This window comes from Marcopretia estuarina LEGE 06307, from assembly GCF_056633115.1.
Genome location: NZ_JBSJOY010000005.1, coordinates 77,249 through 90,088 on the forward strand (window position 1 = coordinate 77,249; position 12,840 = coordinate 90,088).

At 70.6% G+C, this 12,840-nt stretch carries 12 protein-coding genes; 7 read left to right on the forward strand and 5 right to left on the reverse strand.

Annotation, left to right across the window (positions count from 1 at the left end; translation table 11 throughout):
* Positions 1 to 10 precede the first annotated feature (10 nt).
* Positions 11 to 976, reverse strand: coding sequence for an HlyD family efflux transporter periplasmic adaptor subunit (locus ACWJI3_RS12075; RefSeq protein ID WP_255141196.1), 966 nt, complete (start codon positions 974 to 976; stop codon positions 11 to 13).
* Positions 919 to 1,662 (reverse strand): phycocyanobilin:ferredoxin oxidoreductase, encoded by a 744-nt coding sequence (locus ACWJI3_RS12080; protein WP_255141197.1) that lies wholly within the window; start codon positions 1,660 to 1,662, stop codon positions 919 to 921. Before ACWJI3_RS12080 ends, ACWJI3_RS12075 begins: the two co-directional genes overlap by 58 nt.
* A 52-nt stretch (positions 1,663 to 1,714) precedes the next feature.
* Here ACWJI3_RS12080 and ACWJI3_RS12085 point away from each other — a divergent pair, with 52 nt between their 5' ends.
* On the forward strand, positions 1,715 to 3,058 hold the full coding sequence (locus ACWJI3_RS12085; RefSeq protein ID WP_255141198.1) for a M16 family metallopeptidase: 1,344 nt from the start codon (positions 1,715 to 1,717) through the stop codon (positions 3,056 to 3,058).
* Positions 3,055 to 4,398 carry a M16 family metallopeptidase gene (locus tag ACWJI3_RS12090; protein WP_255141199.1) on the forward strand — a complete coding sequence of 448 codons (1,344 nt, stop codon included), beginning with the start codon at positions 3,055 to 3,057 and terminating at the stop codon, positions 4,396 to 4,398. The genes ACWJI3_RS12085 and ACWJI3_RS12090 overlap by 4 nt, the downstream gene beginning before the upstream one ends.
* On the opposite strand, the gene ACWJI3_RS12095 is transcribed toward ACWJI3_RS12090, so the two are convergent.
* Complete coding sequence (locus ACWJI3_RS12095) at positions 4,344 to 4,607, reverse strand: NAD(P)H dehydrogenase assembly family protein (protein ID WP_255141200.1); 264 nt, start codon at positions 4,605 to 4,607, stop codon at positions 4,344 to 4,346. The genes ACWJI3_RS12090 and ACWJI3_RS12095 overlap by 55 nt on opposite strands.
* A gap of 61 nt (positions 4,608 to 4,668) precedes the next feature.
* Here ACWJI3_RS12095 and ACWJI3_RS12100 point away from each other — a divergent pair, with 61 nt between their 5' ends.
* From ACWJI3_RS12100 to ACWJI3_RS12115, 4 genes are read left to right on the forward strand one after another with little or no spacing between them, the layout of a single operon-like run.
* The gene (locus ACWJI3_RS12100) at positions 4,669 to 5,244 is read left to right on the forward strand and encodes a biotin transporter BioY (protein WP_094513125.1); all 576 of its coding nucleotides are present in this window, start codon (positions 4,669 to 4,671) and stop codon (positions 5,242 to 5,244) included.
* Positions 5,245 to 5,257: 13 nt separating this feature from the next.
* Positions 5,258 to 5,734, forward strand: coding sequence for a signal peptidase II (lspA, locus tag ACWJI3_RS12105; RefSeq protein ID WP_255101267.1), 477 nt, complete (start codon positions 5,258 to 5,260; stop codon positions 5,732 to 5,734).
* A complete protein-coding gene (locus ACWJI3_RS12110) occupies positions 5,718 to 7,901 on the forward strand; it encodes a transglycosylase domain-containing protein (RefSeq protein WP_399221486.1) in 2,184 nt (727 codons plus the stop codon). Before lspA ends, ACWJI3_RS12110 begins: the two co-directional genes overlap by 17 nt.
* The gene (locus tag ACWJI3_RS12115; protein ID WP_480203814.1) at positions 7,901 to 9,490 is read left to right on the forward strand and encodes a YcjF family protein; all 1,590 of its coding nucleotides are present in this window, start codon (positions 7,901 to 7,903) and stop codon (positions 9,488 to 9,490) included. Before ACWJI3_RS12110 ends, ACWJI3_RS12115 begins: the two co-directional genes overlap by 1 nt.
* 80 nt (positions 9,491 to 9,570) lie before the next feature.
* On the opposite strand, the gene ACWJI3_RS12120 is transcribed toward ACWJI3_RS12115, so the two are convergent.
* On the reverse strand, positions 9,571 to 11,043 hold the full coding sequence (locus tag ACWJI3_RS12120) for a pyridoxal phosphate-dependent decarboxylase family protein (protein ID WP_399221458.1): 1,473 nt from the start codon (positions 11,041 to 11,043) through the stop codon (positions 9,571 to 9,573).
* A 68-nt stretch (positions 11,044 to 11,111) separates the two neighbouring features.
* Between ACWJI3_RS12120 and ACWJI3_RS12125 the strand changes: the two genes are divergently transcribed.
* Complete coding sequence (locus tag ACWJI3_RS12125; protein ID WP_399221456.1) at positions 11,112 to 11,642, forward strand: nucleoside deaminase; 531 nt, start codon at positions 11,112 to 11,114, stop codon at positions 11,640 to 11,642.
* Here ACWJI3_RS12125 and ACWJI3_RS12130 read toward each other — a convergent pair.
* Positions 11,572 to 12,777 carry a pyridoxal-phosphate-dependent aminotransferase family protein gene (locus ACWJI3_RS12130; protein ID WP_369803057.1) on the reverse strand — a complete coding sequence of 402 codons (1,206 nt, stop codon included), beginning with the start codon at positions 12,775 to 12,777 and terminating at the stop codon, positions 11,572 to 11,574. The genes ACWJI3_RS12125 and ACWJI3_RS12130 overlap by 71 nt on opposite strands.
* Positions 12,778 to 12,840 lie beyond the last annotated feature (63 nt).

Here is a 12,840-nt window from a genome sequence, read left to right on the forward strand (position 1 = left end):
AGGCTCCGGCTCATGGGTCGAAGCGGGTGATCGTCTTGGTTCCGGTGAGGTTGCGCACCTTCGCGGTATCGGCCGGATCCAGCGCGAGCCGCACCTCCACCACCCGCGCGTCGGCATCGCCGGTGGGATCGGTGGCGAGCACCTCCCGCTGCTGCACCTGCGGACTGATCCGGATCACGCGGGCGCGCAGGCTGCCATCGAAGCCGCCGTTCTCGCTGCTGATGCTGGCGGTCTGGCCGAGCTTCACCCGGCGGATGTCGCTCTCGTACACCTCGGCCACCACTTCCATGCGGTCGCTGGCACCGATCTGGAGGATGCCCTTGTCGCCGGGCCGCTCGCCCGCCCGGGCTTCGACGTTCAGAACGGTGCCGCTGATCGGAGCACGCAACTCACTGTTCACCAGATCGGTTTCGGTGCGTGCGATCTGATCAAGGGCTTCACGCAGGTTGCCCTGCAGCTCCAGCAGCGTGAGTTCGCGCGTTTCCAGTTCGGAGGCGGCGACGGCGCCATTGCGGGCGAGCTGGCGGTAGCGGTTCACTTCACGCTCCAGCACAGCGACCCTGCGGTTCAAGTTGGCGATGCGGCTGCGCTCCAGGCTGCGCCGGGCCAGCAGCGAAGGGCGATTGTCGAAGCGCGCCAGCAACTGCCCCGCCGCCACGCTGTCTCCCTCCTGCACCAGCAGCTCGGAGATGCGGGGGCTGCCGCCCATCTCCGACATCGGTGCCGCCAGATTGCGGATGTCACCGGCCGGTTCGAGCCGGCCCAGCGCCGAAATGGCATCCACCACGGCAGGCCGGCTGCTGGCGACGGGTGCCGGCGTGGGGGCCGGCTTCGGGCGGAACTGCCAGGCCACCGCAGCCACGCCCGCCACCACGAGCGCCGCGATCGCGATGCGCAGGGCGCGGGGACGGCCGGGAGTCAGGGAAGCTCCGGCGGATCGTCGAACAGAAGCTCCTCGATGTACCGGTCGGCCCACGCTGGGCTGAAGGCCTTCTCCAGCACCCGCCGCGTCTTGTCGTTTCGTTTCTGTTGCTGGCAATACGACAGCTGACCGTGATACCGAGCAACCGTAGCTGGATCGTCCCACGATTGAAAGTGGGCGGCCTGGGCTGCGGCCGAGAGCACCGCCAGAAAGCCCTGCACTTCTTCAATGAACCAGCCCTCCTCCTGGGCGGTTGCCGGGCGCACGAACCGCACGTAGGGCGAGAAGATCGTGCCCCAGGGCGGCAGCTCCCGTGGCTGGCTGAAGGGATGCACCGGCAGGGCCGCCAGGGCCCCGGCGATGCCCTCCGGCAGCGCACCGCGGGTGGGGGAGAGATCGGCGATCGCGGCGGACACCCCCGCCGGCCCGGCCACGATGTCGGCGCCGAACACCGGCAGATCGGCGCGGGGATCAGGGAAGTAGACGCAGTGAAGGATCTGCAGACCGGCCCCCAGCCGGGCGGTTTCCAGATGCAGCTTGCGCAGGCCGCGGCAGCGGCGCAGCTCGTTGTGGATGAACAGCCGCTCGCCATCGAGGCTGCCGCTGATCGCCTCCAGGTCGTCGGCGATCGCCAGCGGCTCCAGCTCTGGCAGCGCCTGCCAGCTGCTGCGGATCGCTGCCGCCAGCGTGTCCACCAAGGGGTGCACCCCGCCGGTGGCTGGGATCGTGGCGCTCGCCAATGCAGCCTCAGCCAGCAGAATGCTGATCTTCCCACGGCCAGGATCTGAACCGTTGAGCTCCCTGCCTGCCCTGCATGAGGCCCTGCCGACGCCCCAGGCCTTCCATCTCCAGAACGGCGTTCCGGTGGTGAGTGTGCGGCAGGAGCAGGCGCCGGTGGTCTGCCTGGATTTCTGGTGCCGCGCCGGCAGCGCCAGCGAGCAGGCGGCCGAATCCGGCCTGGCCCACTTCCTCGAGCACATGGTGTTCAAGGGCAGCGAAACCCTTGCCCCTGGAGCGTTCGATCAGCGCATCGAGGCGCTCGGCGGCAGCAGCAATGCCGCCACCGGCTTCGATGACGTCCACTACCACGTGCTGATTCCACCGGCGGCGGCGGCGGAAGCCCTCGATCTGCTGCTGGATCTGGTGCTGCACCCGCGCCTGGAGGCCTCCGATTTCGACATGGAGCGCCAGGTGGTGCTCGAAGAACTCGCCCAGAGCGAAGACCAGCCGGAGGACGTGGCCTTCCAGCGGCTGCTGGCGCTGGCCTGCCCAGGTCATGCCTACGGACTGGCGATTCTCGGTGAGCGTGAGGCCCTCACCCGCCACAACCCCGAGCGCATGGCTGCCTTCCACCGGCGCGGCTACCGGCCCAGCGCCTGCAGCCTGGCGGTGGCCGGTGCCCTCGATGGCCTGGATCTCGAGGCCATGGTGGCGGGCAGCGCCCTGGCCGACCTGGCTGATCCTGCAGGCCTCTCCGCCAGTGCCGGACCCGGCGAGCCCCCTGCTACCGCCACACCAGCCACCCCATCGGCCCCTGCTTCTGCGCCCTCGGCCGCTCCTGCCCCAGTCCTCGCGCTGCAGCCCGGCCGCCACACCCTCCGGCTCCCTCGCCTGGAGGCGGCCCGCCTGCTGATGGTGTGGCAACTGCCCGCCGCTGCCGATCTGGAGGCCACGGCCGGCGCTGACCTGCTCACCACCCTGCTGGCGGAGGGACGCCGCAGCCGTCTGGTGCAGCGGTTGCGGGAGGATCTGCGCCTGGTGGAAAGTGTTGACCTCGATCTCAACGTGCTCGAGGCCGGCAGTCTGGCCCTGCTCGAAGCCGTCTGCGAACCCGATCAGGCGGAGGCTGTGGAGGCGGAGATCGGCAAGGTCTGGCAGGAGCTCAGCGTCACGCCCCCCAGCACCAGCGAGTGGGAGCGGGCCCAGCGGCTGGTGGCGAACGGCTATCGCTTTGGTCTGGAGGCGGCTTCGCCGGTGGCGGGGCTGATCGGCAACCAGAGCCTCTGGGGGCGGCTGGAGCCCCTGCAGGAGCCGCTCGAACGGCTGCGGCTCTGGACGCCGCAACGGCTGCACGCTGAGATCCTGCCCCTGTTCGCCCCTGAGCGCGCCTGCCGTGTGCTGGCCCTGCCCGCATGAGCATTCCTCCCATCCCCCCCCTGCCGGCGCCTGACACCTTCACCCTGAGCAGCGGCTGTCCGGTCTGGGTGAGCCGGCGCCCTGGCCCGGCGATCCTGTCGGCGCGCCTTTGGATCAGGGGCGGCAGCGCTGCCGACCCGCCCGGTGAGCGGGGTCGCGCCCAGCTGCTGGCCGGCCTGCTCACCCGCGGCTGCGGAAACCTCAGTGGCGAGGCGATTGCCGATCTGGTGGAGGGCCTCGGCGATGAACTGCGCTGCGAAGCCAGCGAAGACGCCCTGGTGATCAGCCTCAAGTGCGCCACGGCCGATGCCTCTGCCGTGCTGCCGCTGCTGCACACCATGGTGCGCAGCCCGTGGCTGGCGCCGGATCAGCTCAGCCTTGAGCGGCAGCTCAACCTGCAGACCCTCGCCCGCCAGCGGGAAGATCCGTTCCAGCAGGCCCACGATCTGTTGCGCCGCCAGCTCTACGGCCAGGGGGGCTACGGCCATGACCCCCTGGGTGTGGACGATGAGCTCGCCGCCGTGGAGCGGCCCCGGTTGGCGCAGGCCGCCGCCGGGCTCGGCTCGCAGGGGGCGGTGCTGGTGATGGCGGGCCAACCGCCCGAGGCGGTGCGGGATCTGCTGGAGGTGGCGGATGAGGGTCAGGAACCCTCTCCCTGGACCACCTTTGCGCCGCAGCCCGGCGCCGGCCCCGCAGGCTGCGGCGGCCCTGAGCTGGTGACGGTGGAGCAGGACACCGAGCAGCTGGTGCTGATGCTCGGAGCCGCCACGGTGCCCCTGGCCGATCCCCGCTCCCTGGCTCTGCGCCTGCTGCAGTGCCATCTCGGTGTGGGCATGTCCAGCCGGCTGTTCGTGGCCCTGCGCGAAGAGCACGGCCTTGCCTACGACGTGGGTGTGCACCTGCCGGCTCGCCGCGGGGCCGCCCCGTTCGTCTGCCACCTCTCCAGTTCAGCCGAGCGGGCGGCGCTGGCCACCACCGAGCTGCTGAACGAATGGCAGCGGCTGCTGGATCAACCCCTCACCCTCCCGGAGTGGCAGCTCGCCCTCGCGAAGTTCCGCGGTTCCGCTGCGGTTGGCCGCCAGACGGGTGGCCAGGTGGCCGATCGCCAGGCGCTGGTGCTCGGCCATGGCCTGCCCTGGTCCTACGCCGATGAGGCGGTGGTCCGCGCCGAAGCGCTCACCCCCCACGCCCTGCAGCAAGTGGCGCGCAGTTTGCTGGCAGCCCCCAGCCTCAGCCTGTGCGGTCCAGCTGGCGCCCTCGCCATGGCGGAACGGGCCTGGGCCGCTCACCCGTTGGGGCGTTCGGCAGGGGGGTCCGTGTCAGCGGCGGCGCAGAGCTGATCGGGCTCCAGCAGAAAGGTGCCACGCCGAAAGCGCACGGCCAGCTGTCCCAGTGCTCTGAGGCTCACCACCTGACCCACCTCTCCGCTGTCCACCAGATCGGGCGGTCGCAGCATCGGCATCGGGTCGGCGGTCTTGAGATAGGCCGGCCGCTCGCCCAGCTGCACCAGGGCACCGACGGCATAGGCAGGGGATGGCGGTTCGTCCATTGGCAAGGCTGTGCAGCTGCCCCCCACTACAGCAGGATGGAGCCAACCAGATCTCCCTTGCTTGCGGGCCTTAGCCAACTGCAGCGGCGCCATCGTCGGACTTCTGCTGATCATCAGCGGCGGCCTGATCCGTGTCGCCGTTGCCATGCCCTTCGTGGATGGGGGTTACGCCCTGCGCGAACTGCCGGTCACCGCACAGGTGCCGGCCCTGTTGCTCACTGCCCTGGTGTGCGGCCCACGGCCGGCCCTGCTGGCGGCGGTGGCCTACCTGAGCCTTGGCCTGCTGGTGCTGCCGGTGTTCCACACCGGTGGCGGCATGGCCTACCTGCTCGATCCGGGCTTCGGCTTTCTGGCCGGTTTCATCCCGGCCGCCTGGCTGAGCGGCCGCCTGGCCAGCCAGCCCGGCATGGGCGAACTGCTGCGCCTGATGGGGGCGGCGCTGTTCGGCCTGGGGGTGATCCAGCTATGCGGCCTCGCCTACCTGCTGCTCGGTGGACTGGTGGGCCGCTGGGGAGGGGGCCTGGGCGATCTGCTGCTCGCCTACAGCCTCGGTCCGCTGCTGCCCCAGCTGATGCTCTGCTGCGCCGTGGCAGTGCTGGCCGTGCCGCTGCGCCGGCTGCTGCTGGTCAGCTCGTGAACGGGGGGCCGTCATGAGCCTCGCCGGCCATCGCCGCCGCGCCGCCTGGATCACCGCCCTGGTGGTGCTGGTGCTCGATCAGGCCAGCAAGGCCTGGGCCCTGTCGGCCCTCTCCGGCACCTCCAGCAGCCCGTTGCTGCCCGGTCTGCTGCGCCTGCGCCTCGTCTTCAACACCGGCGCCGCCTTCAGCCTGTTCACCGGCTCCACCAAGGCGCTGGCGCTGGTGAGCCTGGTGGTAGCGATCGGCCTGGGGGTGTGGATCCAGCGCCAGAGCAGCCTGCGCCGCTGGCAGTGGCTGGGGGTGGGGGCGCTGTTGGGTGGTGCGCTCGGTAATGGCCTCGACCGCTGGCGGCTCGGCTGGGTGGTGGATTTTCTCGAACTGGTGCCGGTGCGCTTTCCGGTGTTCAACCTGGCGGATGTGGCGATCAACGTGGCCGTGATCTGCCTGGCGCTCGACCTGCTGGAGGAGAGCCGTGGTCGCGGGACTTGAGCGCCTCAAGCAGCGCCTGGCGCAGCCGCCCGAAGCGGGAGGCGCTGTGCTGGAGGTGTTCCTCCCCGGTCAGCCCTCACGCCGGTTGGCCCTCTACGGCGGCCTCTATCGCATCGGCCGCGATAACCGCCTGGAGGTCGGCATCGACCATCCGGCGGTGAGCAAGCAGCACGCGTTGCTGGAGCAGGTGGGCGGTGACTGGCTGATCCGCGATGACAACTCCACCAACGGCCTCTATTGGCGCGGCAGCCGGGTGACTGCACTGCTCCTGCGGGACGGCGACGTGGTGCGGCTCGGCCCGCCCTCGGAGCCGGGGTTGCCAGAACTGGTGTTCCAGCGGCGACCCATGCCCCGGCTGCTGCGCCTGGCCCGGGCCGGCACCTTGGCATTGGCTGGCGCTGCCGGGGCCGGCCTGCTGCTGCTGGGTCTGTCAGCGCTGCAGTTGCCGCTGCGCGGCAGCCTGGCGCCGGTGCGGGGCCCGCTGGCCCTCTACGACCGCGCCAACCGGCCCCTGCAATCAGCCGATTCGCGCGAACACCGCGAGAACAAGAACCTCTCCGATTTCCCGCCGGTGCTGCGGGATGCGCTGCTGGCCAGTGAGGACAGCCGCTTCTGGTGGCATCCGGGGGTGGATCCGATCGGCACCGGTCGCGCCCTGGTCACCAACCTGCTGGGCGGGCGCGTGCTGGAGGGGGGCAGCACACTCACCCAGCAGCTGGCCCGCAGCCTCTACCCCGACCAGGTGGGGCAGGGCGAGACCCTGGCCCGCAAGTGGCGCGAGCTGCTGGTGGCGCTGCAGCTGGAAGCCCGATTCAGCAAGAGCGAGCTGCTGCTCAGCTACCTCAACCGGGTGTATCTGGGCGTGGGCTGGGGCTTCGAGGATGCCGCCCGCAGCTACTTCGGCAAACCCACCGCCAGGCTCGATCTGGATGAAGCGGCCCTGCTGGTGGGTCTGCTCCCTTCGCCGAACGGCCACGATCCCTGCTCCAATCCCCAGGCGGCGCTGGACGCGCGCAATGCCGTGCTCGCCAAGATGGCCGACACGGGAAAGATCAGCGCCGATCAGGCCCGCCAGGCCCGCCGCCGGCCGATTCAGCTCGGCCCCAAGGCCTGCCGCAGTGGCCAGGGACGCCCGGCGCCCTTCTACACCGATCAGGTGCGCGCTGATCTGGAAACCCTGGTGGGTGCGGAGGTGGCCGTGGAGGGCAACTTCCTGGTGGAGACCCACTTTGATCCGGCGTTGCAGCAGGTGGTGGAGCGCCAGCTGCGGCGGGCCCTGGCCCGCGGCGGCGCCTCGGAAGGGGCGGTGGTGGTGCTCGACAGCCGCAGCGGCGGGATGCTGGCGATCGCCGGCGGCCGCGATTACCGACGCAGCCAGTTCAACCGGGCCAGCATGGCCCTCAGGCAGCCCGGCAGCACCTTCAAGCTGTTCACCTACGTGGCGGCGCTGGAGCGTGGTGCCAAGCCCGGCGATGGCATCGACTGCGGCCCGCTCACCTGGGCGGGGCAATCCTTCGCCAGCACCTGCCGCGGCGCGATCAGCCAGCGGCAGGCCTTCGCGATGAGCAGCAACACCGCCGCGCTGCGGCTGGCCCGCCGCGTCGGGCTGGAGGCGGTCGAGCAGACGGCCCGAGACCTCGGTATCACCTCGCCACTGCATGCCGTTCCCGGGCTGGCCCTTGGCCAGAGTGAGGTGGTGCTGACCGAGCTCACCGCCGCTTACGCGGCTTTGGTCAACGACGGGGTGTGGCATGCGCCCAGCACCATCCGCCGCCTCACCGATGCCGAAACCTGTGCCGGCCTCGACAGCGCCCGCTGTCGCGAGCAGCGGGCCCGTACTGCCAGAAGCGTGAGCCCGGGCCGGCAAGTGGTCAAACCCCAGACGGCCAAGGCCATGCAAGGGATGATGCGCGCGGTGGTGCGTTCCGGCACCGGCACTGCCGCCTACCTGGGTGGCAACGAGGGTGGCAAGACCGGCACCACCAACGAGGCGCGTGACCTGGTGTTCGTGGGCTTCGAACCGCGCCGGCACATGGTGATGGGCATCTGGCTCGGCAACGACGACAACCGCCCCACCGGTGGCTCCAGCGCCCAGGCCGCTGCCCTCTGGGGCGACATCATGCGGGCGGCGCCCAGCGGCACCCCAGCCGCCGTCGCCCGGCGCTGATGCCCCGCTTCCGCCTCTGGATCTGGCTGGCGGTGGCGCTGGCCGCCGTCGTGGCGGCCTCCGTGCTGATCCAGGCCGTCAACAATCTGCTCTGGCAACTCAGCTACCTGCTGCCGGCCTGGCTGGTGGGCCCGGTCACCCTGCTGTTGATCGGTGGTGGTGTGCTGCTGGTGGCCCGCTTTGCCGGCCCCTGGCTGCTGGCCTGGCGCCGCCGCCCCCCGCCGGCAGCGCCGCCACCGCCGGCCGTGGCGCCCGGCAACCGCCAGGAGGCGGCCGAACGGCAGCTGCAGGCGATCGATCAGGTGCTCGAACGGGTCCGGGACGACGTGGCGCGCGTGGCGTTGCGGCAGGAGCGGGAACGGGTGGAGGCGGAGCTGGCCCGTGGTGATCTCGAGCTGGTGGTGTTCGGCACCGGCTCCACCGGCAAGACCTCCCTGATCCGTGCCCTGCTGGATGAAGTGGTGGGGGAGGTGGGTGCCGCGATGGGCTCCACCGGCGACTGCCGCGTCTACCGCCTGCGGCTCAAGGGACTGCGCCGCGGTCTGCGGCTGGTGGACACCCCCGGCATTCTGGAAGCAGGCAGTGATGGCCGCCAACGGGAGATCACGGCGCGGGAACGGGCCGCCCGCGCCGATCTGCTGCTCTTCGTGGTCGACGGCGACCTGCGCGCCGCTGAACTGGAGGTGTTCGAGGCGCTCGCCAGCCTCGGCAAGCGCCTGTTGCTGGTGCTCAACAAGTGCGATCTGCGCGGCCAGGAGGAGGAGCGCCGCCTGCTTGAGCTGCTGCGCCGCCGCTGTTCCGGCCGCCTCGCCGACGAGGACGTGCTGCCTGCCAGCGCCGCCCCCCAGTCGGTACCGCTGCCCGGGGGCCGCCCGCACCAGCCGCTGCCGGAGATCGATGCCCTGCTGCGACGGATCGCCACCGTGCTGCATCAGGACGGTGAGGAGCTGCTGGCGGACAACATCCTGTTGCAGAGCCGCCGGCTGAGCGAGGCCAGCCGGGCCCTGCTCAGCGCCCAGCGCCGCAGCGACGGCGAACGCATCGTGGATCGCTACATGTGGATCGGTGCCGGGGTGCTCGTGGTGACGCCCCTGCCCGTGGTGGATCTGCTTGGCACCGCGGCGGTGAACGCCCAGATGGTGGTGGAGCTTGGCAAGGTCTATGGCGTCACCCTCACGCGGGAGGCCGGCCAGGATCTGGCCCTGTCGGTGGGGCGCACGCTGGCCGGTCTTGGCGTGATCAAGGGCGGGCTGGCCCTGATCGGCTCCGCCCTCACCCTCAACCTGCCGGCGCTGATCGTGAGCAAGGCGGTGCAGGGGGTGAGTGCGGCCTGGTTCACCCGCATTGCCGGTCAGAGCTTTCTCACCTACTTCGAGCAGGGGCAGGACTGGGGTGATGGCGGCATGCAGGAGGTGGTGCGCCGCCTCTACGACCTCAACCGCCGCGAGGGGGCCCTCAAGGACTTCCTGCAGGCGGCCTTCAACCGGGTGGTGGAGCCGTTGCAGCGGCGGAAGGACCCCCAGCTGCCGCCACGCCCAGGGCCTCGGGGGGAGGGGGAAGCAGGGGGCCGCGGGCGTCGAGCACCGTGATCAGCCCGAGGTAGAGCACCCCGATCAGAATCGAGATCGCCCCGGTGAGGATGGCCACCCAGCGGCCGCGCTTGTCGGAATCAGCCATGGGAAGGCACCAGCAGCGCGGAAGGCACGGGCAGCGAGCGGGCCACCACGGCGGCCAGCCGCTCCAGATGTTCGCCCTGGGTGTGGGGGTTGCCCAGCACCGCTTTGAGGTGATGGTGGCCCTGATGCAGCGGCCGGGACAGCATCAACTCCTCCGCCAGCAGCGCCGCACGGCACTGCTGCGACCACTGGGCGCAGGCCTGGGCATCGGCGCCGCTGGGCCGGAAGGCCAGCAGGTGCAACGGGCCACTCACCAGGCTGAGGGCCCCGGCCGGGGCCGCGGCGTGCAGCAGCTGCTCCAGCCGCTGGCGGCGGGCGATCGCCTCGCCCACCAGCTGGTCGATCCCCTCGAGCCCGAGCTGACGCAGGCCAAGCCAGAGCTTGAGGATCTCAGCGCTGCGGCTTCCCTGTAGCCCGCACTCGCCGCCATGGGCGCCTCCCCAGCTGGGTTCCATGTAGGGAAGCCCGGTGCCGAAGGTCTGGTGCAGGGCGTCGGGCTCGGCCAGCAGTAGCAGCGAAGAGGTTTTGGTGATCCCAAGCAGCTTCTGGGGGTTCAACGTGACCGAATCGGCCCGGCCCAGCCCTGCGACACCCCCGCAGTGCACGGTGCTGAGGCCGAGCACGCCACCGATCGCCCCGTCCACGTGCAGCCAGAGGCCATGGCGCTGGCACAGCTCGGCCAGGGGCTCCAGCGGATCCACGGCGCCGCGCACCGTGGTGCCGGCGGTGGCCACCACGGCCAGCACGGGCCGGCCGGCCCGCTGCAGGTCAGTGAGCGCCTGCTCCAGCCGCTGCGGATCCAGCCGTCCCTCTGCATCGGTGGGCAGCCGCAGCAAGGCCTCAGGCGCCAGTCCCATCACCAGCACCGCCTTGTCGAGCGATACATGGGCGTCGGTGCTGGTCAGCACCACCACGTCTGGGCGGTGCTGCAGGCCGCGGCTCTGGCGCGCCGTGACCAGCGCCATCAGGTTGCTGAGGCTGCCGCCGCTGGCAGGGATGCCGCCAGCGGCGTCTCCCAGCCCGAGGCGACGGGCCAGCCAGCCGCACAGGCCCCGCTCCAGGCGGCTGAGTGAGGGGGACAGCTCTTCGGAGAGCAGGTTGTTGTTCAGGCCGGCGCAGACGAGGTCGCCCACCAGCGAAGCGGTGAGCGGCGGCGGATCGAGGTGGGCCAGGGCGCCGGGGTGGTTGGGGTTGTAGGCCCCGTCCATCAGCACCTGCAGGTCGGCCAGCAGCGTGGTGCCATCCAGGCCGTGGCGGCGGGGCTCCAGTTCCGGCAACAGGCTCAGCCCGGGCAGTGGCGGGCGGCTGGTGGCTGTGCCCAGCCACTGGCAGAGCTGCTGCACCGCCCCGTTGAGAAACGCTTCCAGCAGCGGATCGGCCTGCCCTGGCGCTGCGAACGGCAACGGCTCAAGCGCCTGGTGCAGGTGTGGCGTGACGGCCAACGGCGGTGCAGGAAGGGGCTTCATTCTCCCTTGCCGTCCCTCAGCATGGAGGCACTGACACGCTGGGTGCCCGACCCGGCCACCGCTGCGCTGTGCTGAGCCCTCCGCCCGTTCCTGCCGCCCAGCAGCGCCTGTGGATGGAGCGGTTGCTGCGCCAGGCCCGCCGCGCCGGTGATAGGGGAGAAATCCCTGTGGCGGCGGTGGTGCTGGATGGGGAAGGGCGCTGCCTCGGCTGGGGCAGCAACCGCCGCCAGCTGGATCAGGATCCGCTCGGCCATGCCGAGCTGGTGGCGTTGAGCCAGGCCGCGGCCATGCGTGGCAGCTGGCGTTTCAACGACTGCAGCTTGATCGTGACGCTCGAACCCTGCCCGATGTGCGCCGGCGCCCTGGTGCAGGCCCGTATGGGGCGGGTGCTGTTCGCCGCCGGAGACGCCAAACGCGGAGGGTTGGGTGGCACCGTGGACCTGGCCCGGCACCCGAGCGCTCACCACCGCATGGAGGTGGAGGGTGGCTTGCTGGAGGTGCAGGCCACCCTGCTCCTGGCGGATTGGTTCAGGCAGCGGCGACAGCGACGGCCGTGCGGCCCGACTGGAACGCCGGCAGCTCCGTCTCCAGCAGATTGAGCAGCAGATCGACGTTTTCGGCGCGGCTGTTGTAGCCCATCAGGCCGATGCGCCACACCGAGCCGGCCAGCGCGCCGAGCCCGCCGCCCACTTCGATGCCGTGGCGGTTGAGCAGATGGAGGCTGAAGGCCTTTCCATCCACACCCTCGGGAATGCGCACCGTGGTGAGCGTGGGCAGGCGCAGGGGCTGTGGCACAAGCAGCTCAAGGCCGAGCCGCTCCAGGCCGCTCCAGAGGCGCTCGGCGTTGCTGCGATGGCGGCCCCAGGCGTGCTCCAGGCCTTCCTCCGCCAGCAGGCGCAACGCTTCGCGCATGCCGAAGTTCATGTTCACCGGTGCCGTGTGGTGGTACACCCGGTTGCTCCCCCAGTACTGGTTGAGCAGTGACACATCCAGGTACCAGTTGGGCACCTTGCCGCTGCGGGCAGCCAGCTTGGCTTCAGCCCGAGGGCCCATGGTGAAGGGACCAAGGCCGGGAGGGCAGCTCAACCCTTTCTGGCTGCAGCTGTAGGCGAGATCCACGCCCCAGGCGTCGAGATGCACCGGCACGGCGCCGAGCGATGTGACCGTATCGAGCAGCAGCAGGCAGTCGTGTTGGCGGCAGAGATCGCCGATGCCTTCCATCGGCTGGCACACACCGGTGGAGGTTTCGGCATGAACAAGCGCCAGGATCTTCGGCTTGTGGAGCGCCATCGCCGCTTCGAGCTCTTCGAGGCTGAAGGCTTCCCCCCAGGGGCGCTCGATCGTGACCACCTCAGCGCGGTAGCGCTGGGCCATGTCGACGAGCCGCAGGCCGAAATAGCCCTTCACGGCCACGAGAACCTTGTCACCCGGTTCGATGGTGTTGGCCAGGGTGGCTTCCATGGCGGCACTGCCGGTGCCGCTCATCGGGATGGTGAGGCGGTTGTCGGTCTGCCAGGCGTAACGCAGCAGTTCCTGCACCTCGCCCATCAGCTCGATGTAGATCGGATCGAGGTGACCGATCGGTGTGCGTGCCAGCGCAGCCAGCACCGTGGGATGGGCATTCGACGGCCCTGGGCCCAGCAGCAGGCGATCGGGGGTGGCGATCGGTTCCAGGGGGAGCCGATGACGATCGTTCACCGGGAGATCGGAAGACTGTGTGACCAAGGCCAGCAGGGCGTCGAAGAAGTGAGTTGCAGCCTACCCAGAGGCCAGAGCTGGCCCTGGGCAGACACGGCT